This window comes from Nesterenkonia aurantiaca, assembly GCF_004364585.1.
In the GTDB taxonomy this organism is placed as follows: domain Bacteria; phylum Actinomycetota; class Actinomycetes; order Actinomycetales; family Micrococcaceae; genus Nesterenkonia; species Nesterenkonia aurantiaca.
In genome coordinates this window covers 1-26,269 of sequence record NZ_SOAN01000011.1, presented here as the reverse complement: position 1 = coordinate 26,269, position 26,269 = coordinate 1, and the positions used below count along the sequence as shown (strand labels likewise).

At 69.1% G+C, this 26,269-nt stretch carries 25 protein-coding genes; 10 read left to right on the top strand and 15 right to left on the bottom strand.

Annotated features, from left to right (window positions below):
• Positions 1 to 3 precede the first annotated feature (3 nt).
• The 4 genes from EV640_RS12330 to EV640_RS12315 form a co-directional block, all read right to left on the bottom strand.
• On the bottom strand, positions 4 to 933 hold the full coding sequence (locus tag EV640_RS12330) for an aldo/keto reductase (protein ID WP_133726572.1): 930 nt from the start codon (positions 931 to 933) through the stop codon (positions 4 to 6).
• Positions 930 to 2,099, bottom strand: a complete 1,170-nt coding sequence (solA, locus tag EV640_RS12325; RefSeq protein WP_243832316.1) for an N-methyl-L-tryptophan oxidase — start codon at positions 2,097 to 2,099, stop codon at positions 930 to 932. Before solA ends, EV640_RS12330 begins: the two co-directional genes overlap by 4 nt.
• Positions 2,096 to 4,762 carry an FAD-dependent oxidoreductase gene (locus tag EV640_RS12320; protein WP_133726571.1) on the bottom strand — a complete coding sequence of 889 codons (2,667 nt, stop codon included), beginning with the start codon at positions 4,760 to 4,762 and terminating at the stop codon, positions 2,096 to 2,098. The genes solA and EV640_RS12320 overlap by 4 nt, the downstream gene beginning before the upstream one ends.
• Before the next feature lie 160 nt (positions 4,763 to 4,922).
• A complete protein-coding gene (locus EV640_RS12315; RefSeq protein ID WP_036477118.1) occupies positions 4,923 to 5,699 on the bottom strand; it encodes an IclR family transcriptional regulator in 777 nt (258 codons plus the stop codon).
• A gap of 155 nt (positions 5,700 to 5,854) precedes the next feature.
• Here EV640_RS12315 and EV640_RS12310 point away from each other — a divergent pair, with 155 nt between their 5' ends.
• From EV640_RS12310 to EV640_RS12300, 3 genes are read left to right on the top strand one after another with little or no spacing between them, the layout of a single operon-like run.
• Entirely contained in the window at positions 5,855 to 6,202 is a 348-nt protein-coding gene (locus EV640_RS12310) for a bifunctional 3-phenylpropionate/cinnamic acid dioxygenase ferredoxin subunit (protein WP_036477121.1), read from the top strand.
• A complete protein-coding gene (locus EV640_RS12305; RefSeq protein WP_133726570.1) occupies positions 6,199 to 7,407 on the top strand; it encodes an NAD(P)/FAD-dependent oxidoreductase in 1,209 nt (402 codons plus the stop codon). Before EV640_RS12310 ends, EV640_RS12305 begins: the two co-directional genes overlap by 4 nt.
• A gap of 37 nt (positions 7,408 to 7,444) precedes the next feature.
• Positions 7,445 to 8,674 carry an aromatic ring-hydroxylating oxygenase subunit alpha gene (locus tag EV640_RS12300; RefSeq protein WP_133726569.1) on the top strand — a complete coding sequence of 410 codons (1,230 nt, stop codon included), beginning with the start codon at positions 7,445 to 7,447 and terminating at the stop codon, positions 8,672 to 8,674.
• 35 nt (positions 8,675 to 8,709) lie between these two features.
• Here EV640_RS12300 and EV640_RS12295 read toward each other — a convergent pair whose 3' ends face one another.
• The gene (locus EV640_RS12295) at positions 8,710 to 10,902 is read right to left on the bottom strand and encodes a catalase (RefSeq protein ID WP_133726568.1); all 2,193 of its coding nucleotides are present in this window, start codon (positions 10,900 to 10,902) and stop codon (positions 8,710 to 8,712) included.
• 77 nt (positions 10,903 to 10,979) lie between these two features.
• On the bottom strand, positions 10,980 to 11,891 hold the full coding sequence (locus tag EV640_RS12290; protein ID WP_341802716.1) for an NADP-dependent oxidoreductase: 912 nt from the start codon (positions 11,889 to 11,891) through the stop codon (positions 10,980 to 10,982).
• 132 nt (positions 11,892 to 12,023) lie between these two features.
• Between EV640_RS12290 and EV640_RS12285 the strand changes: the two genes are divergently transcribed.
• Positions 12,024 to 12,833 carry an aldo/keto reductase gene (locus EV640_RS12285; protein ID WP_208292206.1) on the top strand — a complete coding sequence of 270 codons (810 nt, stop codon included), beginning with the start codon at positions 12,024 to 12,026 and terminating at the stop codon, positions 12,831 to 12,833.
• 14 nt (positions 12,834 to 12,847) lie between these two features.
• Here EV640_RS12285 and EV640_RS12280 read toward each other — a convergent pair whose 3' ends face one another.
• The 4 genes from EV640_RS12280 to EV640_RS12265 form a co-directional block, all read right to left on the bottom strand.
• Positions 12,848 to 13,297, bottom strand: a complete 450-nt coding sequence (locus EV640_RS12280) for an N-acetylmuramoyl-L-alanine amidase (protein WP_133726565.1) — start codon at positions 13,295 to 13,297, stop codon at positions 12,848 to 12,850.
• Positions 13,298 to 13,300: 3 nt separating this feature from the next.
• On the bottom strand, positions 13,301 to 14,260 hold the full coding sequence (locus tag EV640_RS12275) for an aldo/keto reductase (RefSeq protein ID WP_133726564.1): 960 nt from the start codon (positions 14,258 to 14,260) through the stop codon (positions 13,301 to 13,303).
• Positions 14,261 to 14,274: 14 nt separating this feature from the next.
• Positions 14,275 to 14,472 (bottom strand): hypothetical protein, encoded by a 198-nt coding sequence (locus EV640_RS12270; RefSeq protein WP_036477137.1) that lies wholly within the window; start codon positions 14,470 to 14,472, stop codon positions 14,275 to 14,277.
• A gap of 101 nt (positions 14,473 to 14,573) precedes the next feature.
• Positions 14,574 to 15,368, bottom strand: a complete 795-nt coding sequence (locus tag EV640_RS12265) for a sulfite exporter TauE/SafE family protein (RefSeq protein ID WP_133726562.1) — start codon at positions 15,366 to 15,368, stop codon at positions 14,574 to 14,576.
• A 92-nt stretch (positions 15,369 to 15,460) separates the two neighbouring features.
• On the opposite strand from EV640_RS12265, the gene EV640_RS12260 reads away from it, so the two are divergent.
• Positions 15,461 to 16,117, top strand: a complete 657-nt coding sequence (locus EV640_RS12260; protein ID WP_133726561.1) for a hypothetical protein — start codon at positions 15,461 to 15,463, stop codon at positions 16,115 to 16,117.
• A 7-nt stretch (positions 16,118 to 16,124) separates the two neighbouring features.
• Here the strand turns inward: EV640_RS12260 and EV640_RS12255 are convergent, their stop codons facing one another.
• The 5 genes from EV640_RS12255 to EV640_RS12235 are packed head-to-tail and all read right to left on the bottom strand — an operon-like array spanning position 16,125 to position 21,345.
• Positions 16,125 to 17,729 carry a cryptochrome/photolyase family protein gene (locus tag EV640_RS12255; RefSeq protein ID WP_133726560.1) on the bottom strand — a complete coding sequence of 535 codons (1,605 nt, stop codon included), beginning with the start codon at positions 17,727 to 17,729 and terminating at the stop codon, positions 16,125 to 16,127.
• Positions 17,730 to 17,733: 4 nt separating this feature from the next.
• Positions 17,734 to 18,990: a flavin monoamine oxidase family protein gene (locus EV640_RS12250; protein ID WP_133726559.1), complete on the bottom strand. Its 1,257-nt coding sequence runs from the start codon at positions 18,988 to 18,990 to the stop codon at positions 17,734 to 17,736.
• On the bottom strand, positions 18,972 to 19,625 hold the full coding sequence (locus EV640_RS12245) for a DUF2238 domain-containing protein (RefSeq protein WP_133726558.1): 654 nt from the start codon (positions 19,623 to 19,625) through the stop codon (positions 18,972 to 18,974). The genes EV640_RS12250 and EV640_RS12245 overlap by 19 nt, the downstream gene beginning before the upstream one ends.
• Positions 19,622 to 20,563 carry an endonuclease/exonuclease/phosphatase family protein gene (locus EV640_RS12240; protein ID WP_243832315.1) on the bottom strand — a complete coding sequence of 314 codons (942 nt, stop codon included), beginning with the start codon at positions 20,561 to 20,563 and terminating at the stop codon, positions 19,622 to 19,624. The genes EV640_RS12245 and EV640_RS12240 overlap by 4 nt, the downstream gene beginning before the upstream one ends.
• Complete coding sequence (locus EV640_RS12235) at positions 20,560 to 21,345, bottom strand: glycosyltransferase family A protein (RefSeq protein WP_133726557.1); 786 nt, start codon at positions 21,343 to 21,345, stop codon at positions 20,560 to 20,562. Before EV640_RS12235 ends, EV640_RS12240 begins: the two co-directional genes overlap by 4 nt.
• Before the next feature lie 179 nt (positions 21,346 to 21,524).
• On the opposite strand from EV640_RS12235, the gene EV640_RS12230 reads away from it, so the two are divergent.
• The 5 genes from EV640_RS12230 to EV640_RS12210 all read left to right on the top strand — a co-directional run bounded on the left by EV640_RS12230 (position 21,525) and on the right by EV640_RS12210 (position 25,940).
• Positions 21,525 to 22,298 carry a YqjF family protein gene (locus EV640_RS12230; protein ID WP_133726556.1) on the top strand — a complete coding sequence of 258 codons (774 nt, stop codon included), beginning with the start codon at positions 21,525 to 21,527 and terminating at the stop codon, positions 22,296 to 22,298.
• 66 nt (positions 22,299 to 22,364) lie between these two features.
• Positions 22,365 to 23,552: a glycosyltransferase gene (locus EV640_RS12225; protein ID WP_243832321.1), complete on the top strand. Its 1,188-nt coding sequence runs from the start codon at positions 22,365 to 22,367 to the stop codon at positions 23,550 to 23,552.
• A 118-nt stretch (positions 23,553 to 23,670) separates the two neighbouring features.
• Positions 23,671 to 24,111: an alternative ribosome rescue aminoacyl-tRNA hydrolase ArfB gene (gene arfB / locus EV640_RS12220; RefSeq protein WP_036477152.1), complete on the top strand. Its 441-nt coding sequence runs from the start codon at positions 23,671 to 23,673 to the stop codon at positions 24,109 to 24,111.
• Between the two features lie 85 nt (positions 24,112 to 24,196).
• Positions 24,197 to 25,405 carry a N(5)-(carboxyethyl)ornithine synthase gene (locus EV640_RS12215; protein ID WP_133726555.1) on the top strand — a complete coding sequence of 403 codons (1,209 nt, stop codon included), beginning with the start codon at positions 24,197 to 24,199 and terminating at the stop codon, positions 25,403 to 25,405.
• Between the two features lie 31 nt (positions 25,406 to 25,436).
• Positions 25,437 to 25,940, top strand: a complete 504-nt coding sequence (locus EV640_RS12210) for an SRPBCC family protein (RefSeq protein ID WP_133726554.1) — start codon at positions 25,437 to 25,439, stop codon at positions 25,938 to 25,940.
• Positions 25,941 to 26,269: the final 329 nt, after the last annotated feature.

Here is a 26,269-nt window from a genome sequence, read left to right as displayed (position 1 = left end):
GGGTCAGGGAAGCCTGTGCCCGGCGGCGACCAGCAGCTCGTACCATTCACGACGCGAGAGCCTGACCTCAGATCCCGCTGCGGCCTCTTCCACCCGGGCGCCCTGGGTGGTGCCCAGCACCACCTGGATATCGGCGGGGTGCCGGGTCAGCCAGGCGGTGGCGATGCCGGTGGGGGTGACCCCGTGGCGCTGCGCCAGTCGGGCCAGCACCGCATTGAGCTCGGGGTAGTCCGGGTTATCCAGGAAGACGCCGCTGGGTGACTGATACGGCGACCAGGCCTGAAGCGTGATCGCGTGCCGGCGGCAGTACTCGACGATGTCGGCGCCGGCGGGTGTGACCGTCCCGGTGCCACCGAGGGTATTGGCCTGCGCGCCCTCGGTGAGGATCGGCGCATGGACCAGGGAGAGCTGCATCTGGTTCACCACCAGCGGCTGGGTCACTGCGGTGCGCAGCAGCTCGATCTGGCCCACGGTGTGGTTGGAGACCCCGAAGTGGCGGACCTTCCCGGCGGCCTGGAGCTCATCGAAGGCGCGGGCGACCTCCGCGGGCTCCACCAGCGGGTCGGGACGGTGCAGGAGCAGGATGTCGAGGTGGTCGGTCTGCAGCGCCCGCAGCGATTCCTCCACCTCGGTGACGATGTGCTCATAGGAGAAGTCGTAGAAGGGCCCGTCCGTCACGATGCCGACCTTGGACTGGATCAGCACCTCCTCGCGCTCGGCGCCGGTGAGCTTCACGGCCTCGGCGAAGCGCCGTTCGCAGGTGTGCGGGGCGCCGCCGTAGATGTCGGCGTGGTCGAGGAAGTCCACCCCTGCCGCTCGGGCACGGTCGTAGAGCTCCCGGATCTGCTGGTCGGTCTTGTCTGCGATCCGCATCAGTCCCAGCACCAGTTGAGAGGCGGAGAGTTCGGCGGCAGGCAGGTCGATGGTCCTCATCCCTGCAGACTACTGCGCTGCGGGTCGAAGAGCTCGATGGGGTGCGCGGTGTCCCCGTTCAGCGCCAGATCGGCCAGGATCTCCCCGACCACCGGCACGAACTTGAAGCCGTGGCCGGAGAAGCCGCAGGCCACCGAGACCTGCGGGTGCTCCGGGTGCAGCCCGATGACGAAGTGTTCATCCGGTGTCACCGTGTACAGACAGGTCTTGGCCTGGACCAGCTCGCCGCTGAGGTGCGGGAAGAGCTCCCGCGCGCGGGCCTGCATGCGCGCATTCTCCGCCGGCTGGATGCTGCGATCGATGGTGTTCGCAGTGGTGGGGATGCCTTCGCGGAAGAAGCCGAGCTTGAAGCCTCCCTGCGGCCCGTCGGTCATCGGGAACCCGTAGATCTGAAGATTCTCGCAGGTCTGCTCCACGTAGACCGGGTGATGCTCCTGGTTCCAGGCCGGGTAGGGGACCGCGTCGAAGTCCGGGGCGAACCAGTGGAAGACCATCCGCTCCACGCTGAGCGGAAGCCGCATCCCCGCGAGCAGCTCCGGCGCCCAGGCACCGGGGGTGATCACCAGCCGGGCGGCCCGATAGTTCCCCACGTCGGTGCGCACCGTGACCCCGTCGCCGTTGGCAGACCACCAGCGCACCGGCTCTTCGAAGTGCAGCTCGGCGCCCTTGCGCGCGGCGACCTCGGCGTTGGCGCGCACCGTCTCCTCCGGACGCACATAGCCGGCGTTGGCCTCATAGAGGCCCATGGCCTCATCCTGCGGGTCCATGGTGGGGAAGCGTTTGCGGATCTGCGCGGCGGTGAGCACCTCGTGTTCGAGTCCGTGCTCCAGGGCCGCCGCATGGGAGCCGGCAAAGGTCTTGGACTCCGGGTGCCCGATGTAGATGCCGCCGCAGAGCCGCATCAGGTCACGGCCGGACTCCTCCTCGAGCTTGCGGAACCCGGTGTAGGAGCTGAAGAGCAGCGGCACATAGGCGGAGTCCTCGAAATAGGACTGCCGGATGATCCTGCTCCCGCCATGGGCGGAGCCCTGGTCATGTCCCGGTCGATAGGTCTCCAGTCCCAAGACGTTGGCTCCGCGTTCGGCGAGCGCGTTCGCCGCGGCCCCACCCATGGATCCGAGTCCGATCACGATCACGTCATAGGAGTGCGATCCCGGCATGCTCATCCCCTCATTCTGGTGCCGCGGGGGTCGAAGCGCGGTTCCGCGGCGAGGACGGCGGCCAGCCGTTCACCGAAGTACTCGATCTCCACCGGATCCCCGATGCTGTGCGCCGCGCCCTCCAACCAGGCGTAGGCGATGGACTCCCCCACCGTATATCCCTGGTCCGCGCTGGTGACGTAGCCCAGCGGCTCGGCGCCGTCGGGGGCGAAGACCGGCTCGTGCCCGAGGACTAAGCGCGCCGGGTCCTGGAGCACCAGGCACTCCAGACGACGCCGCGGCACCACCGTGCCGGACGCGGTTGCCCCGGGCTCGAGGGCCCCGGGTTCGAGTGGCCCGGACTCGGTCCTGCCCAGCGCGGCGAGCTTCTCGGCGGCCTCCCCTGCGACGGCGAAGGCCACCCCGGCCTCGAGCGGCGTGTGCTCGCGGGTCATGTCGACCCCCCAGAGCCGGAAGCCCTTCTCCAGCCGCAGACTCTCGAAGGCCCGGCGTCCCACGGGTCGGATCTGCTGGGCCTGACCAGCCTGGTTCAGCGCGTCCCAGAGGAATCCGCCGAACTCCGCCGGGGCGTAGAGCTCCCAGCCGAGCTCCCCGACGTAGCTCAGCCGCAGCGCGAGCACCGGGACGCCGGCCACGCGCAGCTGCCGGGCGCGGTAGAACTTGAAGTGTTCATCGGCGAGGTCCTCCTCGACGAGGCTCTGCAGCACGGTGCGGGCCTGCGGTCCCCACAGGCCCAGCCCGCAGGCGCCGGTGGTCGCGTCGGTCAGCTGCACGCCATCCTCGGTGGCCGAGTGGTGTTCGGCGATCCGGGTCTGCAGCCAGGCGGTGTCCAGCGGACCGTTGATGCCCAGGTGGTAGCTCTGCGGCCCGGTGCGCGCCAGGGTGATGTCGGAGAGCACCCCGCCGCGCTCATCGAGCAACAGCGCGTAGACGATGCCGCCGACGGCCTTGCTCGGTCTCCGGCTGAGCAGACCCCGGGCATGCAGGTCCAGCAGGAAACCGGTGGCGCCGTGCGCTGAGGGGTCCGCCGCGGAATGAGCTGCGGCGTCGTCGTCGGTGCTGGGCCCTGCGCTGTGCAGCTGCAGCCGCGGCAGCGAGGACATGTCCACCAGCCCGACGTGCTCGCGCAGGTGCCGCGCCTCACGGGCGACGATCGGGCTCCAGTGCCTCGCGCTCCAGGCGTCCCGGTCAGGCAGCGGCTGGTCACCCAGGTGCGCCTCGCCCAGGGACTGGTTGGACTCGAACCAGAGCGGCCGCTCCCAGCCTGCGGCGGACTCGAAGACCGCGCCGAGGTCCCGATGCCGGGAGTGGAACGCGGAGCTGCGCAATCCCCTCATCTTCAGCGTGCTGGCCTTGGGATGGATCACGTCGTAGACCTCGTCGTAGGACTCCTCGCCCTGCTCGCGGGCCCACCTGGACGAGACCACCGCGGGGTCGAAGCGGCTCAGGTCCAGAGAGTGGGTGTCGATGCCGGGGTCTCCGGTGGTCATCCAGTCCGCCATCACCTGCGCCACTCCAGCGGACTGGGTGACCCAGACCGATTGGGCCATCCACAGTCCTGCGGTGCCCGGCACGGGGCCCAGCAGCGGCCCGCCGTCGGGGGTGAAGGAGAAGATCCCGTTGAAGCTGCGCGCGGTGTCCAGCCCCGCCAGGCCCTCCCCGCTGCCGACCAGGCCGGGCAGCAGCCGCTGCGCCTCGGCCCAGGTGGGGGCGAAGTCCTCGGCGGTGAAGGGGTGCACGGCCGGATGGATCCCGGTGCGGGCGAAATCCTCTGCGCCGGCGATCTGTTCCGGGGCCACCGGGAGCGGACGATGTTCGTAGGCGCCCACGGCGATCCGATCCCCCCACTCGCGCAGATACATCGCGAAGTCCTGGTGCCGCAGCATCGGCTTCACCACCTCGGTGGCCGCATCGACCCCGGTGGAGCTCGGCAGGCTGAACCCGAATCCGTGCTCCACTGGCAGCATCGGCAGCGCGATCCCCAGCTGGTCGCGCGCCATCCCCGGTCCCCAGAGCCCGGTGCAGAGCAGGACGATGTCCGCGGGCAGGATCTGGGTCGCGCCCGGTCCGGTGCCATGCGCCTCGACGGGGCGGATCTCGACGCCGGTCACCTTGGAGCCGGTCGTGTGCACCGCGCTCACCCGAGTCCAGGGCAGCAGCCTGGCTCCCCCGGCCTGGGCTCTGCGGGCCTGGAACTCCACCGCCCGGACACCCTTGACCACCGCATCGGTCGGGGTGTGCAGCCCGCCGAGCAGAGAGCTGGTGTCCAGCCCGGGCCACAGCGCAGCGATCTGCTCCGGGGAGATCAGCTCGGCCGGCACTCCCCAGGCCTGCGCGAGGCCCAGTCGACGGCGCAGCTCGTGCAGTCGCGCCTCGGTGCTGGCCAGCTCGATGCCGCCGACCCGCTTGGAGACCCACTCCCCGTTCACGTCCAGGCCGTCGAGCTTGTCCAGGGTGCGCTGCGCCAGCTGCGTCATCGCCCGGTTCGGGGAGGTCTGGAAGACGAATCCCGGCGCGTGCGAGCTGGAGCCGCCGGTCTCGAACAGCGGGCCCTGTTCCACGACGCTGACATCGGTCCAGCCGCGCAGCACCAGCTCATCGGCCACCGCGGCCCCGACCACCCCGAGGCCCACGATCACCACCCGCGGACCCTTGGAGTGCTGCGCCATCCTGTGCTCCCTCGTCCGCCCAACGGTTCTGCCGACATCTGGCAAGTGTTGCTTAATACGCACTACTACTGTGTATTACGCACCAGCCTAGGTTGACTTGGGGAACGGGACAAGAGCCTGGTCGAAATTGACCCGTTGGACACGAGTCCCGTGGACCCGGTCAGCCGCCAGACTCTCGCGGTCCGGGCAGGTATCCCAGGCGGGACTCCAGCTGCCCGGCGGCCTCGCGCAGCATCTGGACATGCTCGGCGAAGGCGGACTCCGGGAGTCGGAAGGCCGGCGCAGTGGTGGAGAAGGCCGCCACCACGGCACCCTGCGGTCCGCGCACCGGCACCGCCAGGGCATTGATGCCCTCCTCCCACTCGGCCACCGCGGAGGCCCAGCCGCGCGCACGCACCGCCGCGAGCTCGGCGGCGAGCACCTCGGGTGAGGTGATGGTGGAGGCTGTGAAGGCCTCCAGGGGTGCGGCCAGCACCTGCTCCTGCTCGGCTGCGGGAGAGCAGGCGAGCAGCACCTTGCCGGTGGAGGTGGCATGCAGCGGCGCGCGCTGACCGACGTATTGCCGGGCGACGCCGACCATCCGCTGGCCCACCGTCTGCGTGATGGTCACCGCATATCCGGCATCCAGGATCGCGACGTTGACCGTCTCGTTCAGCGAGGCTGCGGCGGCGTCACAGCATGCCTGGGCATCACGGGAGAGATCCACCCGAGCGGTCACCGCACTGGCCAGACGCAGCAGCCCGAACCCGAGCCGGTACGCACCCCGCTGACCCTCCTGTTCGACCAGGTCATGGGTCTCCAGGGTGGCCATCAGCCTCGAGGCTGTGGAGCGGTGAACCTGCAGCCGGCGTGAGATCTCGCTGACACTCAGCGGCGATTCTGCGCTGAGCAGCTGCAGGATCTGCGCGGCGCGATCCACCGATTGGACTTCGCTCATGTCGGAACCCCCGGTTCGTTTCGTGCGGATGAATTCGTCTTCAATTTCGGCAAACCCCTTGACGCCCCCTCGGGGACCTCTTGCATACTTTTGTTGTGCAACACGAACGCTGTTGCACTATATGCAACAGTATCCCTGAGTGGCGGTGAAGGCAATTGAGTTTCCGAGCCTGTTCCATCAACGACCTGGTTCCCGGTGAAGGGCTGCGGGTCACCAGCGTGAGTCCACCGATCGCCGTGTTCCTCACCGAGGAGGGCACCGTCCACGCCCTGGATGACACCTGCACCCATCAAGACGCCTCCCTCGCGGCGGGCTGGGTGGAGAACTGCCGCGTGGAATGCCCGCTGCATGAGAGCACCTTCTCGCTGAGGACCGGGGAGGTGGATCAGCCCCCGGCCAAGCGGGGCGTGCGGGCGCATCAGGTCACCGTCCAGGACGGAGAGGTCCTGGTGGAGCTCTCCACGGCAGTCCCGCAGCTGCCTCCGGGGGTGGAGGTCGCATGAGCCTCGCCCCGGACGCTCACCTGCTCATCATCGGCGCCGGTCTCGCCGGCTACTACACCGCGCGTCAGATGCGGACCCAGGGCCATACCGGTCCGATCACGGTCCTCGGTGCGGAGGCGCATCCTGCCTATGACCGCCCGGCCCTGAGCAAGGCCTATCTGTGCGGCACCACGGATCTCTGCGACCTCTACCTCGATGACCCCGCCGACCCGCTGGATGTGCGCTGGGTCAGATCCGATGCGGTCGTCGGGCTCTCCACCGAGCCGCTGGGGGTCCGGACCGCCTCGGGCACCTTCTACCTGGGCGATGCGGTGGTCATCGCCACCGGCGCCGAGGCCCGACGCCTGGGCGGGCATGCGATCCGCTGTGTGGAGGATGCCGCCGCGCTGCGAGCCGCCCCGCTGGCGGGCGCCCGGGTGGCGGTGATCGGGGGCGGCTTCCTGGCCCTGGAGACCGCCGCGACCTGCACCACCCGCGGGGCGGGCAGCGTCACGGTCATCGCCGGGGAGGAGCTGCCGGGTCTGCGTCGGCTGGGCCAGCCGGTGGCTCAGGCGCTGCACCGGCTGCATGAGCAGCACGGCGTGCGCTTCCTCGGTGCCGCCCGCGCGCTGAGCGTGACCCCGGCGGGGCACGCAGAGCACCCGGAGCACGCAGAGCACCCAGGGTCGCCGGAGCACGTCATCACGCTCAGCGACGGCCGCAGGATCGAGGCCGATGTCGTGATCAGCGCCGTCGGCGCAGTCCCGGCCACGGCGTGGCTGACCCGCAGCGCGCTCGCCCTGGACCCCGAAACTCAGGCGGTGCTCACCGATGACACGGGTTTCACCGGGATTCCTGGGATCTGGGCGGCAGGAGACTGCGCGCTGTGGGCGGCTCAGCGGACCGGGCTGCGCCCGGTGGGGCACTGGCAAGAGACCGTGGACCAGGCCCAGGCGCTGGCCTCGGCGATGCTCGGCGGTGTCCCCTCCCCCATGCAGGAGCCCTATCTGTGGTCAGATCAGCATCATGTGACCATCCAGGCAGCCGGGATGCTCGCCCTCGCCGATGAGGTCCAGGTGCTGGCGGGAAGCATCGAGGCCGGCGATCTGCTGGTGAGCTACCTGCGCGAGGGCACCGAGATCGGCATCCTGGGCATGAATCGGCTCCGCGAGGTGGTGCGCTGGCGTCGGGCACGCCGGATCCGCCCCGCAGCGCTGGCCGCCTGAACACCACAGCCCCGAGCCCCAGAAGAAGGACGCACCGATGATCATCGACCAGCTCGACACCCCGCTGACCGGCAGCTCGCTGAGGCCGACCCCCGCCGGTGCGGCCTATACCGACGCAGGCATCTTCAGCCGCGAGCAGGCGGAGATCTTCGAGAAGATGTGGAACGCCGTGCTGCGCGTGGAGAGCCTGGCGAGCCCGGGACAGTGGCGCACGATCACCGTGGGCCGCGAGGAGATCATCGTGGTGCGCACCCGCAAGGCCGGGATCAAGGCGTATCTCAACGTCTGCCGGCACCGCGGCATGCGGGTCTGCACCACTGCCGAGGGCAGGTCCAAGACCCTGCAGTGCGGGTACCACGCCTGGACCTACGCGCTGGAGGGCGAGCTGGTCGCCGCCCCGAACCTGACCTCGATGCCGGACGTGGATCGCGGCGAATACGGGCTCAAGACCGTGCACGTGCGCGAATGGCTGGGCTACATCTGGGTCTGTGTCACCCCCACCCCCGGCGACTCCGCCGCAGGCGCCGGCGGCTCGGCCCCGGGTGCCGCGGCCTCGGAGCCCTCCGCCCCACCGTCGTTCGAGGAGACCGTGATGGCGGAGGTCTCCACCCGCTTCGGTGAGGTCCAGAGCCTGGAGAACTATGGCATCGAGGGGCTGCGGGTCGGTGAGACCCGGCGCTACGAGGTGGCGGCGAACTGGAAGCTGATCATCGAGAACTTCATGGAGTGCTATCACTGCGCGACCATCCACCCCGAGCTCACCGAGGTGATCCCGGAGTTCGCCGAAGGGTGGGCCTCCCAGGCCAAGGAAGAGATCCACGGCGCCTCCTTCGGCGCGCAGGTGCAGGGCTTCACGGTGGACGGCTCGGCCGGCGTCGCGGCGCTGCCGGCCATCGCGCCGGAGCAGGACCGCAAGTACTACGCCATCACGGTGCGCCCGCAGGTGTTCATCAACACCGTGCCGGATCACGTGATCTTCCACCGGATGTACCCGGTCTCGGCGTCGAAGACGATCGTGGAATGCGACTGGCTGTTCCTGCCCGAGGTGGTGGAGCAGAACATGGACGTCTCACGGTCGGTGGAGCTCTTCCACCGGGTCAACCTGCAGGACTTCGAGGCCTGCGAGCAGACTCAGCCCTCGATGTCTTCTCGGGCTTACCACGACGGCGGGGCGCTGGTCCCCAGCGAGCATCACATCGCGGAGTTCCACCAGTGGTGGGCGGACCGGATCGGCGCACAGCTCGGCCCCTCCGCGAAGCCTCGGTGAGGTCTCGCGAAGGGGCCGAACGGGTGCTGCTGGGATCAGGCGAAGCGCTCCCAGGCGCGGTGGGCGCCCATGAGCGTGAACAGCTCGTCCGCTAGCGTCTCTGGGGCGCCCACCAGGACGCCAGGCGCCGTGGTGGAGACGCCGCTGGCGCTCAGCAGCGGTGTGCCCTCGGGGAACACCACCGATTTGCCGTGGCGGTAGGCCTCGGCGGCCATCAGCGTCAGCCGCGGGTCGACCTTCGGGTCTCCCGTGGGGTCACCGAGCTTGTGATCAGTCTCCGGGCTGGCCCCGGCCGCGCCGGCAGCGGTCGCGGTGAGGAAGATGATCGCGTCGAACTCGATGGATCGTGCGGTCAGGTAGGTCCGCTGGACCGGGGTGCCGTCGGAGAGCGGCGCACCGGTGGGCGCGACCACCAGCGGCACCATGTCTTGGGCGTCGATGGCCTTGCGGATCTTCTGGATCGCGTCGATGTCACTGGTCTCATCGACCACGACGCCTACCAGCCGGCCCTCGATCGGCCAGGTTCCGCCGATCTGGGACAGCGTGGGGCTGAGCACCTCTGGCTCCACCGGGGCCTGCAGCGGCTCGGGCACCGGTAGGCCGAGGCCCTCGGCGACACCGGCCGCGAGGTCCGCGTCGATGTGGGTCAGCTGCTGCAGCTGGCGCGCCTTGATGGTGGGCTCGTAGCACTTGGCCAGCTCGAAGGTGTAGGCCTGGATCACGTGCAGCTGCTCGGTGCGGGTGAGGCTGCGGAAGAACATCGTGACCTGGGTGTAGTGGTCATCGAAGCTCTGCGGGTTCGCGCGCAGCTTCACGCTCTGCGCCACGGGCTCCGGGAAGTCGATCAGCGCACTGGGCGCCTCTGACTCGGAGGAGCTGTCCTTGACCGGGTCCGGGTTGCCGCCGTCGAAGGAGTTCGGGTGGTACGGAGCGATTCCGGCGTGATCCGCGGTCTGGTGGTAGCCGTCGCGGAGCATGTCGTTGACCGCCGCGCGGGGTCGGTTGATCGGGATCTGCGCGAAGTTCGGGCCGCCCAGGCGGGTGATCTGGGTGTCCAGGTAGGAGAACAGCCGGGCCTGCAGCAGCGGGTCGTTGGTGACCTCGATGCCGGGGACCAGGTGTCCCGGGTGGAAGGCCACCTGCTCGGTCTCGGCGAAGTAGTTCTGCGGGTTCGCGTTGAGCGTCATCTTCCCGAGCATCTGCACCTCGGCGAGCTCCTCGGGGATGAACTTGGTGGGATCCAGCAGGTCGATGCCTTCGAACATCTGGTCCTCGGTGTCCGGAAAGACCTGCACACCGAGCTCCCATTCGGGGAAGGCGCCGGCCTCGATGGCGTCAGCGAGGTCCCGGCGGTGGAAGTCCGGGTCCACGCCGTTGGTCATCAGCGCCTCTTCCCAGGTGATCGAGTGCACGCCGAGCTTGGGCTTCCAGTGGAACTTCACCAGCGAGGATTCACCTTCGGCATTGATCAGCCGGAAGGTGTGCACCCCGAAGCCTTCCATCATGCGCAGCGAACGCGGGATGCCGCGGTCGGACATGTTCCAGATGGTGTGGTGCTGGGCCTCGGTGTGCAGCGAGACGAAGTCCCAGAAGGTGTCGTGGGCGCTCTGCGCCTGCGGGATCTCCCGGTCCGGGTGTGGCTTGCCGGCGTGGATGACGTCTGGGAACTTGATCCCGTCCTGGATGAAGAACACCGGGATGTTGTTGCCAACAAGGTCGTAGTTGCCCTCCTCGGTGTAGAACTTCGTGGAGAAGCCACGGGTGTCACGCACCGTGTCGGCGGAGCCACGGCTGCCCAGCACGGTGGAGAAGCGGGTGAACACCGGGGTGGTCGACTTCTCTGCGAGGAACTTCGCCTGAGTCAGGTGACCGGCGGTGCCGTAGGACTCGAAGACGCCGTGGGCGGCGGCGCCGCGGGCGTGGACCACGCGCTCCGGGATCCGCTCGTGATCGAAGTGCATGATCTTCTCGCGCAGATGGTGGTCCTGCAGCAGGGTGGGCCCCCGGCTGCCGGCCTTCAGCGAGTGGTCGGTGTCGCGGACGCGGGCGCCCTGCGCGGTGGTCAGGTGCTTGCCCTGCTGGACGCGTCCGGTGTCGCTGCCGGGCACCTCGGCGCCGGTCGGGCTGACCGGCGCGGCGGCGCGCTGGTCCTGCTTGGGCGGCAGCGGCTTGCGCGGCTGAACTGGCTGGCCGTCCGTCGGGGGTTCAGCCTGTGGTGCTCCTGGGATGAGACCTCACGTGATCAGGTTATCGCGCAGGCTGCAGGTCGGCGCGCAGCTCGAGGCCCGCGCCGACCCACGGCTGTTCAGCGGGTGGTATCGATGAGGATCTTGCCGTTGGCCCCTGACTGGTTGGCCTCCATGGCGGCGGCCGACTCTGCCAGCGGGAAGACCCGGTCCACGGCCACGCGCAAGGTGTCTGCGGCGACCTTCTCCAGCAGTGTGCTCAGCCGATCTCCGTCGGGGCGGACCCAGATCCAGTGCCCGCCGTGGTCTTCGACGGAGGGATCCGCCACGGAGATGTGCCGGCCGCCCTCGGTGAGCACTGCCAGCGTGTCCTGAAGCACCTCGCCGACGAAGTCCGCCACGGCGGTCACGCCCTGGGGCGCGGCCTCGCGGACCCGATCGGCCAGGCCTTCGCCGTAGGTCAGCGGGGTCACCCCGATCTCGCGCAGCTTCGCGTGGTTGCGCTCGGAGGCGGTGCCCAGCACGGTCGCCCCGCGCTCCACGGCGAGCTGCGCGGCCAGGTGGCCCACCCCGCCGGAGGCGGCGTGGATCAGCAGCGTGTCCTCGGCGGTGAGCTCCAGGGTCTCCAGCGAGCGCAGCGCGGTCAGTCCGGCCAGCGGCAGCCCGGCGGCGGAGTCGAAGTCAACACCCTCCGGGATGCGGGCCACAGAGGCCGCAGGCACCGAGACGTACTCGGCGTAGGTGCCGCCGTGGATGAAGTCCTTGCGGGCGTAGGAAGCGACCCGGTCACCGACGGAGAACTCCGGCACGTCGGGCCCGATGGCCTCGACGACGCCGGAGACGTCCCATCCCGGGATCACCGGGAAGACCACGTCCATAAGCTGATCAAGCCCGCCGGACATCAGCTTCCAGTCCACCGGGTTCACCGAGGCGCGTTCAATCTTGATCAGGACAGCTCCTGGCGCCACCTTCGGCAGCGGGAGGTCGGTCAGTTCGAGGGTCTCTGGGGTGCCGTATTCGGCATAGCTCATTGCACGCATTCTGATGCCAACCCCTGGGTGAACGGTTTCTATTCCTCGCAGGCTCTGTCCAGAACCGATCAGGATCCGAGCGATCACAGCACAAGAGGTGAGCAGCCTCGTCGGCACGCGTAGGCTCTGGGCATGATCACGCTCAACTCAGGAATCCAGATGCCGGAGATCGGTTTCGGCACCGGCAAGGCCACCCCGGACGGGATGGTGGCCGCGCTGCATGCTGGTTACCGGCTGCTCGACACCGCGCAGATGTACGGCAATGAGGCCGAGGTCGGCGAGGCGGTCAGGCGCTCCGGGGTCGAACGCGCGGAGGTCTTCGTCACCACGAAGCTGAACAACGGCAACCATGACCCCGAGGCCGTCCGCGAGACCTTCGCTGAGTCACTGGAGACCCTGGGCTTCGAGTATGTGGACCTGTTCCTGATGCACTGGCCGATGCCGATGCTGGACATCGACTATGCGGACACCTGGTCGGCCATGCTGGAGCTTCTCGAGGACGGACGGGCCCGCGCCGTCGGAGTCTCGAACTTCCAGCCGGCTCAGCTGGAGCGTCTGATCGAGGCCACCGGTGTCACACCGGCGGTGAACCAGATCGAGATGCACCCCTACTTCCCCAACGAGGAGATCCGTCGGTTCTGCCAGGAGCGCGGGATCGTGGTGCAGGCTTGGAGCCCGCTGGCCCGCACGGATCAGTTCGCCGATCCGGTGCTCACCGAGATCGCGCAGCGCCTCGGGGTCACCCCGGCGCAGGTGATGCTGCGCTGGCACCTGCAGCGCGGCGTGGTCGCGATCCCGAAGAGCAGCAGCCCGGAGCGGATCGCGTCGAACCGGGATATCTACGGCTTCGTCCTCAGCGAGCAGGGTATGGCCGCCATCGCCACCTTGGACCAGGGCGAAGACGGCCGCCGAGGCGGTCACCCGGACACCTTCACCGGCTGAACGCCCGGCGTCGGTCACATCTGGGCGGCGGTGCGGTCCCGGATGTACTCCCAGTCCACGGTGCCCGGGCAGGCAGTGGGGACCACTGAATCGTGCGGGACGATGGCGGTGAGCGGGTTCAGGTTGAACTGGCGGCACAGCGTCAGGCAGCGGGCGATGGACATGTTCAGCGTCTGCGTCGTCGGCGGCCGCTCGGGGGTCGCGGAGTGCTCGATGCCGATGCTGCGCTGGTTGAAGCCGAAGTTCCCGGAGTGCCAGGCGGTGTTGTGCACGCTCACATACTGATGGATCCGCCCTTCGCCGATCCCGTAGTGCGCGCTGACCTGCGAGTCTGGGTTCAGGAAGGTCGCGTCGCAGGCCGCCAGGTTGCCCACGATGTAGTGGATGACGATGCGGTCCACCGCCACGCCGCCCCGGCCCACGGTGCGGTTCGGGGAGGTCTTCCAGATCACGTTCTGCGTCACGGGTCAGTTCTCCATATCGTGTGAAACGGCGGTGAGCGCGTCCGCGTCCTGCGCGGACAGTTCAAGCTGAGCTCCGGCGAGCAGAGCCGGCAGCTGTCCCGGGGTGCGGGCACTCGCGATCGGGGCCAGGACCTGCGGGCGGGTCCGCAGCCAGGCCAGCGCCACGGTGGACATCTCGACCTCGAGCCGCTGGGCGATCTCATCCAGGGTGTCCAGGACCCGTACGCCGGACTCCGAGAGGTACTTCCCGGCCATTCCGGCTCGAGCCGCCCCGTCGAGATCCTCCCGGCGGCGATACTTCCCCGCCAGGAAGCCTGAAGCCAGGGCGAAGTACGGCATCACGGCAAGGCCTTCCTGCTGCGCCACGGCGCGCCTGCCGGCCTCGAAATCACGGCGGTGCACAAGGTTATAGTGCGGCTGCAGCGCCACCGGCAGGCTCGCCCCGGTGCGCCGAGCGATCTCAAACCAGGCACCGATCCGCTCAGGCGTGTAGTTCGAGAGCCCCACGGCGCGGATCTTGCCTGCGGCGCGCAGCTCCTCGAAGGCGCCGACGGTCTCCTCCAGCGGAGTCTGCTCGTCGTCGAAGTGCGCGTAATAGAGGTCTATGTGATCGGTCCCAAGGCGTCGCAGCGAGGCCTCGGCGGCGGCGGCCACGGTCTTCGGGGCCAGCCCCTTGAACTCCGGGTGCTCGCTGACCTTGGTCGCGAGGACGACGTCGTCCCGTTGGCCGCGCGTGGCAAGCCATTCACCGAGGATCGTCTCGGATTCGCCGCCGCGATTGCCCTCGACCCAGGCCGAGTAGCTGTCCGCGGTGTCGAGGAAATTGCCGCCGGCGGCGACGTAGGCGTCGAGCACCGCGAACGAGGTCTCCCGATCGCTGGTCCAGCCGAACGTGTTGGTGCCCAGGCACAGACCCGAGACGGCGAGGTCGGAGTGGCCCAGAACCTTCCGGGCTCCGATCATCGGGGGGACGGCGATCAGAATCCCCTCCCCAGCGGGCAGCCGAGGTTGTTCGCGGGATTCTGCTGCTTGCGCGTCCGGTCATACTCGGTGGGCCGACGCCGCATGCGCGGACTTGGTCGGGTGCGGAACCGACGCGGAGACGCCGAGGCGGGCAGCGCGGAGACGAGGGTGACACCTGCGGCCGCAGCGCCGGTGGCGGCGGCGGTGATCATAGTGCGACGGGAAAGATGCATTCCCGCAACCTACCGGGAGCCCAGATCGTCGACAAACACAACCTTCCAGGGCCTGTTCAGCCCCACAGAATCGCCCCAGGTCAGAGCAGCAGGTTCACAGCGCCGACGGCGGTGAGCCCCAGGACCAGACGTTCGAACACCGTCTGGGAGATCCGTCCCGCGATCCAGCGGCCGAGGAACGCGGCGACCACGACCAGGGGCACCAGCACCAGGACCACGCTGAGGATCTGGGTGTTCAACAGCCCGAGCCCGATCTGGAACGGGACCTTCACCAGGTTCACCGCGAAGAAGAAGAAGGCGGCGGTGCCCAGGAAGGTCTTGACGTCCAGACGCTTCGCCAGCAGATACATGCTCATCACCGGTCCTCCGGCGTTGGCCACCATGGTGGTGAAGCCGCCGAGCCAGCCGTAGCCGAAGCCCGCCGCGCGGGACCCGCCGCGGTGGCTCCTCGCCTGTTCCCGCTGCCCCCGACGCCCCCACTGTTCCCCGCGCCCACCCTGTTTCGGCTTATCCCGGAGTCGTCGGAGCAGCGTGAAGACCAGCAGTCCCAGCAGGATCGCGCCGATCACTCGACGCACCGCGGCGTCGGAGGCGACACCGAGGAACACCGTGCCCACGGCCACGCCGAGCAGCACCGGTGAGATCAACCTGCGCAGGAGCACCCAGTCCACGGTCTTGCGGTACATCGAGATCGCGAAGAGGTCTCCGACGATCAGCAGCACCAGCAGCGCGGCGGTGGACTCACGCGCCGGCAGGGCCATGGCGAACAGGACGACGGCGAGCGTGCCACCGCCGGGCAGCGCCGTCTTGGAGAGCCCCACCACCAGCGCCCCAGCCCCAAGCAGCACCCAGCTCAGCGCGTCCAATTCGACCATCGGGACAGCCTATAGACTCCGCGCAGGGCCGAAACGCCGAAGCCCGCTGCCTTCGGCGTCGGCAGAACTGCAAAGAAGGGAGGGTGACCCGCATGGCTGCACCACCGGTGAGCGAGAACGCCATCATCGCCAGCCTGTTCTTCGCCATCGGGGTCGGGCGGAGCCCTGACCCCGAGTCCCCCGAGCTCACCGAGGAGCTCCGGGAGACGGTCACCCAGATGCTTCAGGACCAGGGCGCATCCGGGAGCATCTCCCAGGCGCTCGAAGCTGTGCGCGCCGGTCGCGATGCGGTGACCCGCGACCCGTCGCTGAGCCTGTCTGCACAGAGGTACCAAGAGCTGCGCAGCCAGTTCCTCACCGCCCAGACAGCGGCACCGGGCCGGGGAAGAAATGTCTGGCCCGTCGGCACCAGCACCATCCTCAAGCGCGCGTCCGGCTCCTGGAGTGCCGCACTGCAGAACGTGGGCCTGGCGGCCTCGAGCCGAGCCAGACCCTCCGGGTTCGGGACGGCGAGGTTCTCCCACGAGCAGTTCCGGACGGCGCTGCGCGACTTCACGGCTCAGGGCGCCGGTGCGGGTTTCACCACCAGCTACCAGAGCTACGTGGACTGGCGGAAGCTCCAGCGGCAGCAAGGACGCACCGACCTGCCCTCGGGCGCCAGCATCCGCAACACCTACGGCAGCTGGAGCACCGCCCTGGAGCAGGAAGACACAACACCGCCCGCTGAGGCCTCCCCGAACCGCAGCTGACCCGGGGTCACCCCGGTGTCACCAGCAGCCGGCTCTCCGGCCCTGGCTCCAGCAGCCGCTGCGCCTGATCGTGATGCGCCCGTCGCTTCTCCTGGTCCATCTTCTCCAACAGCGAGACCACCATCCGGGCGCGCGGGTTGGCCTCGAAGACCTCGCGATGATCCCGGATGAACGTCCAATAGAGACCGTCCCAGGCATCGGCCCAGTCCCCCGGCGGGAGATCGGACATCTTGCGCAGGTAGTTGCTGCCCGAGACGTAGGGCTTGGTGGTGATCGCCTCCCCTGCCGCGAACTGACTCATCGCGTAGACATTGGGGACCATCACCCAGTCGTAGGCGTCGATGAAGAGCTCCATGAACCACTCGTAGACCGCGTCCGGGTGGATCCGCAGCAGCGACATCGCGTTGCCCAGCACCATCAGGCGTTCAATGTGATGGGCATATCCGGTGGCAAGCACGCGGGAGATCACCAGGTCCACCGGGGCCAGGCCGGTGGACGCGTCCCACCAGCCCGCCCCCAGCGCGTTGCGGTGCTCGAGCCGATTGGCGCTGCGCAGCTGCCGGCCCCGGGTGCGGTAGGTCGCGCGCATGTACTCCCGCCAGCCGATGACCTGCCGGATGAATCCCTCCACAGAGGCCAGCGGCGTGGACTCATCGGCGACCTCCAACACCGCATCCACCACCTCGCGGGGATCCAGCAGTCCGATGTTCAGCGCCGGAGTCAGCAGTCCGTGGGCGATGAACGGGTGCTCGGCGGAGATCGCATCCTCGTAGGGGCCGAAGTCGTTCAGCCGCTGCTGGACGAACTCGCGCAGGTGCTCTCGTGCCTCCTGCGCGCTGGTGGGCCAGGCGAACAGTCCCGGATCTCCCGGGGCATCGGGAAACTCCTCACGCACCCAGGCGATGGCGCGCTCGACGTCACCTCCGCCCTCCTCGACCGGGCTGTCCTGGGGTGCACCGTCCTCACCGGTCAGCGCGTCCAGATCAAACATCGACTCAGGCTGCAGGATCGGGTGGCCCGCGAAGCGCCCCACGCGGGGTGGGGTGTACCCGCGCGGGAGCTTCTTGCGGTTCTCCGCGTCGAAGGACCACTTCCCGCCGACCGGTTCTCCCTCGGCGTCGAGCAGCAGCTTGAACCGGCGGCGCTGCCAGACGTAGAAGTCATGCATCCGGGCGGGGTGCGCGGCGAACCAGTCATCGACCTGCGTGCGGCTGGTCAGGAAGTTCGGGGTCTCCAGCACGTCCTGGCTGCGCAGCCAGCAGCCGCCCTCCTCCAGGGCGGCGCGCAGATCCTGTTCCAGCCAGTCATCGACCAGGTCATAGACGCTCGCCTGTTCCGGGGCCAGCTCCTGGATCAGTTCCACCAGCTGCGTGTGGGAGCTGCGCTCGGCATGGCTGCGCAGCACCTTCACCTGATGGCCGCGGGCTCGCAGCCGCCGCGCGAACCGGTCCATCGAGGCGCGGTGCAGCACCAGCTTCTGAGCGTGAAAGGCGTACTGCCGGAACATCAGGTCATGTTCGATCAGCACGAACACCGTGTCAGGGTCGGCGTCGAGGTGTTCCTCGAAGAGCTGATACGGCAGCACCAGTCGCAGGGCCGGGGAGCTCGTCATGGGCTCAGCCGGCGAGCAGGCGGGTCACCGACTGCCCGGCCTGATCCCCGGAGGTCAGCGCGCCCTGGATCGAGCCGTGGTCTCGGTGGTCCCCGGCGATGAGCGCCCGCTCGCCCACGCGCTGCGGGCTGGCCTCGCGAAGCGGCGGGTGTTGCACCGGGAGCGTGTGCTCGACGATGTGATGGGTCAGCAGCTCCCAGTCCGCGGTGGAGCTCTGGTACAGCCGTTCCAGGTCCCGGCGCACCGTGGCCTCCTCGGCGAGCCCGTCGGGCCGGTCGAGCAAGGTCGTGGCCTGGATCAGGTGCTGACCCTCCGGAGCGTAGGAGGGGGCGGCCTGGGAGATCACCGCGGTGTTCCAGATCGGGCCGGCGGGGCCTCCGCCGCGCCGGGAGGCGTCGAGCATCAGGAACGGTCCGGCCTGGGGAAGCTCCGGGGCTCGGAACCACCAGGTGGTCAGGCCGTGGGTGGGCAGGGCCGGCTGATCGGTGAGCTCGGAGAGGTCCTGGGGTCCGACGGCGAGGACGGCGGCGCGTGCCCGCAGCGTCCCGGCCTCGGTGCTGACCTGGACCCCGTCGGCGGTGTGCTGCAGATCCCGGGCCGGCGTGTTCAGCCGCACCGGCTCCAGCAGCCAGCTGGCCAGCTGTTCGGGAAGCGCCTGCATGCCCTCGCGCGGCAGACCGGGGGCGCCGAGGGCAAACCAGCGGACCAGCAGGCGGACGTAGTTCGCCGAGCTCTGCCCGGTGCTGTCGGCCAGGACCCCGGCCAGAAACGTGTCGAGCACGTCCCGGCGCAGCGCTCCGGTGAGCCCGGCGGCCTCGAAAGACTCGTGCAGGGTGGCGTCCTGCGCCGGACGCGGACCGGTGGCAGGCTGTCGCAGGGTCGGGGCGAGCCAGCGGGCGAAGGCCAGCAGATCCGAGACCGGGGTGTGCCGGCTGCCCAGGGTGGCCAGGGCGTGCTGCGGGTGCCGCAGCGGGTGCGCCAGCGTGGTGGTCTTCGTAGCGGTCCGGATCACCGCCCCGACGCCGAACTGCTGCAGGCCGAGCGCGTCGACGTCGATCCAGTCCCGCACCGCCGGGTAGGCCGGGTTCAGCACCTGAAATCCTCGGTCGCAGCGGAAGCCGTCGATCAGGTCGGTGCGCACTCGTCCGCCCACGGCGTCTGAGGCTTCGAGCACGGTCACTCTCTGTCCGTTGCGCTGCAGCCGACGGGCGCACTGCAGTCCGGCGAGTCCTGCGCCGATGACTATGACGTCGGTGTCCATGAGTCTCCATCCTGTGGCCTGGAGGTCAGTCTAGGCGGAGCGTCTGACACGGACCGGCGGCGGGTCTGGTCGGAGCGCAGGTGCAGCACCACGACGACGCCGGCCACCACCGATCCGATCCCACCGGCGGCCATATCCCCGATGGTGTCGGTGTAGGTCACGGAGATGTCTGGGGTGATGAAGGTGAAGCCGAGCCACTCCACCATCTCCCACACCGCACTCAGCGCCAGGCCGAGCGTGGTGGCCAGCAGGACACCGACCGTGGCGGCGAGCGGGCTCGCGCGCGGGTCAGCCACCATCTGCGAGCGCAGCAGCACGATATAGAGCCCGGCGGCCAGCACGGCGGTGCAGAAGAAGTGCACCATCAGGTCCCAGTTCGGGATCAGCGTGTAGAGATCGAAGACGTTGCTCCAGGCCGCGACCAGAAGGGTCGCCGAGACGACGAGGTCTGCTGCCGCCGGGAAGGCCAGGAAACGTGGCGCGAAGAGTCCTGGCAGGGCGAAGGCGAGGATGCCGGCGTCGGTGGGCTCGAAGAACATCGCGGCCAGCACCACGCCCAGGACGCCGAGGCCGCGGAGACTATCTGCGGCGAACTCGGTGGGGCTCCGCGGAGGACGCAGGAAGTTTTCGATCACCCGGCCTCGCCCTCCTGCGGAAGGTGCAGCACGGCCTGGACAGGCAGGTGATCCGAGGGCCATCCGCCGCGGTGCCGCGCGGGATTGATCGCGGCGCGGGCCACGTCCACCTCGGGTGAGGCCATGATCCAGTCGATCCGGGGCCGGCCCACGCGCGGGGTCCGGTAGTCGGCGAAGGTCCCCCATTCCTGGCTGTCCCTCTGCGCGGCGGCCGCCCAGGTGTCAGCAAGGCCACCGTCCTGCAGCAGCCGCTTCACGGGGGCGCTGCCTGGCCGAGCGTTCAGGTCGGCCAGGAAGACCGCCGGCAGCGGGCTGGCGGTCACCAGGTCTCGGATGCTCTGGGCGGCACGCAGCCGAGAGCGGTGGGAGAGGTGGTCCAGGTGGGTGTTCAGCGTCCGGAAGGTCCTGGTGGTCATCCGGTCGCGGAAGGTCGCTGCGACCAGGCTTCGCGGGATGAGGTTGCCCCAGGATCGGGAGCCGAGGTGGTGCGGGGTGTCCGAGAGCGCGCGCTGTTCCCAGTCGAGCAGTTCGAGGCGGTCTGCGTCGTAGTAGATCGGCGAGGCCTCACCCGTGGCATGCCGGCCTCGTCCGTGCCCAACATGCTCATAGGCGCCACCCAGTGCCTCCGCGACGAATCTGGCCTGATCCGGCAGGGCCTCCTGGACGCCGAGGAGCGTCGGGCGTTCGGCCTGCAAGAGGCTGCGCAGCCCGGGGGCGCGACGCTGCCAGCGATCTGACCGGCGCGGAGTCAGCGCGAAGGTCCGACGCCGGATGTTCCAGCTCATCACGTGGAGCCCGGGGGCTGGGACGGGTCCGATCAGCGCGGCGCCCGCAGCAGTGGAGGGATCGGCGGTCGAGGGATCGGCGGAGGAGGGGGCAGCGGTGGACGGATCGGGCCCCACGGAGCGGGTCTCCGCGGGCCGGTCTGGGGTCATCATGGGCGCTCACCTGCCGGTTCGGTGGACTGACCGCGGCGTCGCAGCGAGGCTCGGCGCCATCGGAAGGGTGGGAACTCCTGGGGCCAGTGCACCGTCACGGAGCGGAATCCGCGCTTGATCCGGCGTCGGAAGGCTTTGGCGTCATTGAACGGGCGCATCGAGATGCCCATCGGCTCGCCGCCCATCTGCCCGAGCTGGTGATGCTCCCCGAGGTGGAAGGACAGGTCCAGATCGTCGTGGATCTCGGGGTCGTCGCGGTGCACCTCGAGTCGCACCTGTTCCCAGGCTTCGCGGCGCATGGCCAGGTTGGACCCGAAGAGCGGACGGTGTCCCAGCGCAGGGATGGAGAAGTTCATATAGGCGAAGAGGTAGGCGCGCACCAGGGGACGTCGCAGCGGCACCGGTCCGTCGATGAACACGGCCGGTCCGGTCAGCGCCGCGACCTCGGGCTGCTCCTCGAAGGCTGCGATCACGTCCTGGATCCATCGAGGTCCCGGCACGCAGTCCGCGTCGAGCCGCAGAATCAGGTCCCCAGTGGCGGCGTCGTAGCCGGTGGCGCTCGCCGCAGGGATGCCGGGCTGCCGGCAGCTCACCACGGTGGCGCCGGCGGCTCTCGCGGCGGCGGCGGAGTCATCGGTGGAGGCGTTGTCGACCACGATGATCTCCTCGGCGGTCCGGGTCTGCGCCGCAAGTGCCGCGAGGCAGACGGTGAGTTCCGCGCTGTCGTCCTTGACCGGGATGACCACCGAGACGGTCACCGGCCCGTCATGTTCTGCAGCCATCGCCACCTGTCTCATGAAGTCGGAGGATTGCGCTCTTGCACTGATGAGCAAATCTACGCCGTCAGAGTCCAGCGTGTGCGACTTCGGGCCCGGCGGTGATCTGCGCTGGATAAGATGCTCTTGAACCGCCGGTGCTCCCAGGAGCATCGACCTCCCTGCGCTGATGACGAGGTTCCCTGATGGCTTTCAACGCACTCTCCCCCGAGGCCCCGCCGCTGGGCGGCGCCGCCATCCTGCGGCAGCGGTGGAGTGAGGTGTCCTTCGTGCATTGGCGGGTCGACCCCGGCGTCGTCGAACCCTATATGCCGCCCGGCTGTTCCCCAGACGTGTTAGATGGCAGCTCCTGGGTGGGGCTGATCGGGTTTCAGATGTCCAAGAGCTCCTTCCTGGGCGGACCCGCCATTCCGTGGCTCGGTGACTTCCCGGAGGTCAACGTCCGGCTCTACTCCATCGACGAGCATGGTCGCCGCGGGGTGGTCTTCCGCAGCCTGGAGGCCTCTCACCTGATCCCGGTGCTGGTCGCGCGGGCCGCGTTCGGGCTGCGGTATCAGTGGGCGTCGATGAAGATCCGGCAGCACCAGGGCGAGGTGGAGTACACCACTCGCCGACACGGCCAGCACGCGGCCGCCTCCACACTGCGCGTGCGCCCAGGGCCCCAGTCCGGAGCAGACACGGACCTGGCGCAGGACCCGGTGGCCAGCTTCCTGACCTCCCGCTGGGGCTTCCACGAACGGCACCTGGGGCGCACCCTCTACTGCCGCAACAGCCACGAACCCTGGCCGCTGCAGCCCGCCGAGCTGACCCACCTCGAGGACGGGCTGCTGGCCGCCGCGGGCTTCGACGGCCTCAGCGCACGCGCTCCAGACTCGGTGCTCTACGCCCCCGAGGTCACCACGGTCTTCGCCGCCCCGCAGCGGGCGCCCCGGCAGGGCCCGGCCGAGCGGCGGAGCTGACCGAGCGGCGGGGCTAAATCGGGAGATCGGGGTGGATGAGGACGTCGATGAAAGCAGGTGAGTGAGATGCGGATGCTGCTCGCGACGGCCGGATCACGCGGCGACGTCGAACCGTTTGCCGCCCTGGCCAGGCGCGCCGTGCGTGCCGGCCATCAGGTGCGCCTGGTGGTTCCAGACCGTTCGGGTGCGGATCTCTCCGGGTTGGACGTGGTCAGCATGGGCGTGGACTACACCGCGATGATCGAGCAGCAGGGGGTCTCGGTGGCCGCCGCGATCCGCTCCTACCGCTCCACGGTGCAGCCGCTGATGCGGGCGGTGATCATCGAGTCCGCGCGGGCGGCATGGGATTTCGAGCCCGAGGTGCTGGTGGCTCATCCGAAGATCCTCTCCGCCGGACTGGTCGCCGACGCCCTCGGGATTCCCCACGCGCTGGTCGAGATCGTGCCGGTGATGACCCCGACGACCGCGTTTCCAGCCGCCGGCACCAGCAGCCGGGACCTGGGTCGGTTCAATCGGCACACCTACCGCGCCGCCGGCGCCGGTCGCGCGATGTTCCGTCGCGATCTGCGCGATGTCTCCCGGCTTCTCGGGCGGACTCCAGGTCCGGCCGCCCCGCCTGCGGCCACGCTGCTGCCGATCAGCGCGGCGCTGTTGGAGAGACCCACCGACTGGCCCGAGACCGTGCATCTCACCGGCTCCTGGACTCTGGACCGGGCAGGTGCGCTTTCTGCCGAGACGGCCGACTTCATCGCCGGCGGCGACTTCATCTATGCCGGGTTCGGATCGATGTCCTCCGGGGACCCTGCAGCGCGGGCCCGAGAAGTCCTCGGCGGGATTCGCGAGGCCGGATTCCGCGCGCTGCTGGTGACCGGGCTCGGCGGGCTCGCGGTGCCACCGCAGCTGCACGGATCTGACGTCCACGTGACCGACTCCGTGGCTCACGCCCCGGTGTTCGCAGCGGCCACGGCAGCGGTGCACCACGGTGGGATCGGCACCGTCCATGCGGCGACGGCAGCCGGGGCCGTGTCGGTGCTGGCTCCCTTCATCGCCGATCAGCCGTTCTGGGGCGCCCGGCTGCGCGAGAAGGGCCTTGCTCCGGATCCGATCCCGCAGCGGCGCCTGACCGCGGATCGGCTGAGTGCCGCGCTCTCCGGGGTCGAGCGCTTCCGCCCGGCGGTCCGCGCGGCCGCCCACAGGATGGCGGAGGAGGACGGGACCGGCAGCGCGCTGCGGGTGCTCGAAGGGCTGCGCTGAGCGGGCCGGGACCGGGAGGAGCGGACTCGCACGAGGCTGGGCGGAACAGGACCGGGCTGAGCGGACCAGGACCGGCCGGTGCGCATGCCCCGCCGCTGTGTGCGGCAGACTGGAAGGCGTGGAGAACCTGCGCGTACCCCCGGGACCCGGGGCACCTCATGGCCTGATCATCCCGGCCGGTGAGCTCCAGGAGCAGTTCTCGCATGCCTCGGGGCCCGGTGGCCAGGGAGTCAACACGACCGACTCTCGGGTCCAGCTGAGCCTGGACCTGGGGACGACGACGGCGCTCACCGAGGTCCAGCGTCGGCTGGCGCTGGACCGACTGGCTTCCCGGTTGTCCGGCACGGTGCTCACGATCAGCGCAGCCGAGCACCGCTCGCAGCGGAGGAATCGCACCGCGGCACGTGAGCGGCTCTCCGAGCTGCTCCGCGAGGCGATCGCTCCCCCGGTCATTCGGCGTCCCACGCGGCGCACCCGCGGTTCGCACCGACGTCGTCTCGCGGGCAAGCGGGAACGCTCGGAGATCAAGGCGAATCGGCGGCGACCCGGTCGCGACTGAGCTCAGCAACTCGTGATCGCCATGTAAGGATCGGCGTACAGTCGGGACAGGAGCCGCCCTTGGTTCCCTCACGACGGGAATATCGATGTCCAGCACCACTTCTGCTTCCGCCGCCTCCGCCGAGACTCCGGAGACCCCGTCTTCGAGCAGCGGACTGCTCACTCTCGGGGTGCTTGCGAACTCTTCGATGGAGAACGAGCGCCGCTTGCCGATCCACCCGCACCACCTGGACCAGATCGACCCGGATCTGCGCGCCCGGATGGTGGTCGAGCGCGGCTACGGCTCGGACTTCCAGCTGGCACCGGACTACGTCGAATCCCGCGTGGGTCGGGTCGCTGAACGCGCCGAGGTCATGGAATCGGCCGACGTCCTGCTCCTGCCCAAGCCGCAGGCGGCGGATGTGACGGCGCTTCCTGCTGGCGGCATCCTGTGGGGCTGGCCGCACTGCGTCCAGGACGCCGGGCTGACGCAGACCGCGATCGATCATCGGCTGACGCTGATCGCCTTCGAGGCGATGAACCACTGGACCCCACGGGGTGACTTCAACCTGCATGTGTTCCACAAGAACAACGAGCTGGCCGGCTACTGCTCCGTGCTGCATGCGCTGAGCCTGATCGGCTCGACCGGGGACTACGGGCCCCGGCGCAGCGCGGTGGTGATCGGCTTCGGTGCCACCGCTCGAGGTGCGGTGACCGCACTCAAGGCACAGGGAATCCATGACATCCAGGTCCTGACCCAGCGCGGCGCGACGGCGGTGGGTTCCCCGATCCATACCGCCCACATCACCCAGCTCAAGACCGAATCCGGCACCACGCCCGAGAGCGAGGTCCTCACCTCAGCCGGGGATGTCCCGCTGCCGGAGTTCCTGGCATCCCACGACATCGTCGTCAACTGCACGCTTCAAGACGTCACCGCGCCGCTGACCTACCTGCGGACCAAGGATCTTGAGCGCTTCTCCGGGGGCAGCCTGATCATCGACGTGTCCTGCGACCCGGGGATGGGCGTCGAATGGGCGCAGACCACCACGTTCGACGAGCCGATGTTCACGGTGGGCCGGGGCATCAACTACTACGCCGTGGACCATAGCCCCTCCTACCTCTGGAACTCCGCGACCTGGGAGGTCAGCGCCGCGCTCCTGCCGTTCCTGCGCACTGTGATGGAGGGCCCGACCACCTGGGCGAAGAGTCCGATCATCTCCCGCGCCATCGAGATCAACCAGGGCGAGATCCAGAACCCGAACATCCTGAGCTTCCAACACCGGGAGCCGGCATACCCACACACCCGGACCGCGTAGGGCCGGACCGTCTGGAGAAGGTGACCCACCGATGAGCACAGGACCAGCAGCCACGGGGACGCTCGGCGTCGGGCCTCACGGAAGGGAACTGGCGTTTCAGCGTCGTTTCGCGGAGCCGCTGGAGACCGTCTGGGCGGCGATGACGGACTCCGCGCAGCTGGTGAAGTGGATCGGGCGCTGGGAGGGAGACCCCGCCAGCGGGAAGGTCACCTTCTCGATGACCGCCGAGGGCCAGGACGCTCCGCCGGAGGAGTGCGAGATCCTTCAGTGCAGCCCGCCGCACAGCCTCACCGTGCAGACCGGTGTCGGACCGGCGCTCTGGCACCTGCGCTTCGAGCTGGGCCACGAGGACGGCCTCACCACCCTGCTCTTCGCCCAGCGGATCGGCGATGACCCGCTGGGCAGCATCGGACCCGGCTGGGAGTACTACCTCGACCGGCTCGGCGCCATGCTTGCGGGCGAAGATCCGGCGCAGGTGGACTGGGACGACTACTATCCCGCGCTGTCGGAGCATTACGAGCAGCTGGGTGGCTGAGCCGCAGCCCAGCTGCCGACGAGAGTGCCTTCGGAGTCCCGGTCGCCGGCTACACCTCGGCAGGACAGGCGGCTGCTCAGGCCCGTGTCAGCAGTGAGTCGTTCCTAGTCAGCTGTGGAGCCCCTAAGAAGGAGACTCGTCATCCCGGTCCAATCTGAGGTTGTCCAGTCTCGATTGACGCTTCTCCTGGACTTTGTTTGCTTTCGCGAGCAGGTGATCGTCTCGCCGGTCCTGCTGGGCTGACCCCGTTTTTTAGATCCAGTCGTTGTGAGAGTCGTCTTGTTGCCCGAGTCCTCGGGCGGGAAGACTGGTCAGATCATGACGAACAC

Excerpts from the sequence above, each read along its gene's own strand:
- EV640_RS12305 (WP_133726570.1), top strand. The coding sequence starts at position 6,199 with ATGAGCCTCGCCCCGGACGCTCACCTGCTCATCATCGGCGCCGGTCTC.
- EV640_RS12210 (WP_133726554.1), top strand. The coding sequence starts at position 25,437 with ATGAGCACAGGACCAGCAGCCACGGGGACGCTCGGCGTCGGGCCTCAC.
- EV640_RS12255 (WP_133726560.1), bottom strand. The coding sequence starts at position 17,729 with ATGACGAGCTCCCCGGCCCTGCGACTGGTGCTGCCGTATCAGCTCTTC.
- EV640_RS12250 (WP_133726559.1), bottom strand. The coding sequence starts at position 18,990 with ATGGACACCGACGTCATAGTCATCGGCGCAGGACTCGCCGGACTGCAG.
- EV640_RS12260 (WP_133726561.1), top strand. The coding sequence starts at position 15,461 with ATGGCTGCACCACCGGTGAGCGAGAACGCCATCATCGCCAGCCTGTTC.
- EV640_RS12285 (WP_208292206.1), top strand. The coding sequence starts at position 12,024 with ATGATCACGCTCAACTCAGGAATCCAGATGCCGGAGATCGGTTTCGGC.
- EV640_RS12265 (WP_133726562.1), bottom strand. The coding sequence starts at position 15,368 with ATGGTCGAATTGGACGCGCTGAGCTGGGTGCTGCTTGGGGCTGGGGCG.
- EV640_RS12330 (WP_133726572.1), bottom strand. The coding sequence starts at position 933 with ATGAGGACCATCGACCTGCCTGCCGCCGAACTCTCCGCCTCTCAACTG.
- EV640_RS12225 (WP_243832321.1), top strand. The coding sequence starts at position 22,365 with ATGCGGATGCTGCTCGCGACGGCCGGATCACGCGGCGACGTCGAACCG.
- EV640_RS12235 (WP_133726557.1), bottom strand. The coding sequence starts at position 21,345 with ATGGCTGCAGAACATGACGGGCCGGTGACCGTCTCGGTGGTCATCCCG.
- EV640_RS12300 (WP_133726569.1), top strand. The coding sequence starts at position 7,445 with ATGATCATCGACCAGCTCGACACCCCGCTGACCGGCAGCTCGCTGAGG.
- EV640_RS12215 (WP_133726555.1), top strand. The coding sequence starts at position 24,197 with ATGTCCAGCACCACTTCTGCTTCCGCCGCCTCCGCCGAGACTCCGGAG.
- EV640_RS12230 (WP_133726556.1), top strand. The coding sequence starts at position 21,525 with ATGGCTTTCAACGCACTCTCCCCCGAGGCCCCGCCGCTGGGCGGCGCC.
- solA (WP_243832316.1), bottom strand. The coding sequence starts at position 2,099 with ATGAGCATGCCGGGATCGCACTCCTATGACGTGATCGTGATCGGACTC.
- EV640_RS12240 (WP_243832315.1), bottom strand. The coding sequence starts at position 20,563 with ATGATGACCCCAGACCGGCCCGCGGAGACCCGCTCCGTGGGGCCCGAT.
- EV640_RS12275 (WP_133726564.1), bottom strand. The coding sequence starts at position 14,260 with ATGATCGGAGCCCGGAAGGTTCTGGGCCACTCCGACCTCGCCGTCTCG.
- EV640_RS12290 (WP_341802716.1), bottom strand. The coding sequence starts at position 11,891 with ATGAGCTATGCCGAATACGGCACCCCAGAGACCCTCGAACTGACCGAC.
- EV640_RS12315 (WP_036477118.1), bottom strand. The coding sequence starts at position 5,699 with ATGAGCGAAGTCCAATCGGTGGATCGCGCCGCGCAGATCCTGCAGCTG.
- EV640_RS12320 (WP_133726571.1), bottom strand. The coding sequence starts at position 4,762 with ATGGCGCAGCACTCCAAGGGTCCGCGGGTGGTGATCGTGGGCCTCGGG.
- EV640_RS12270 (WP_036477137.1), bottom strand. The coding sequence starts at position 14,472 with ATGATCACCGCCGCCGCCACCGGCGCTGCGGCCGCAGGTGTCACCCTC.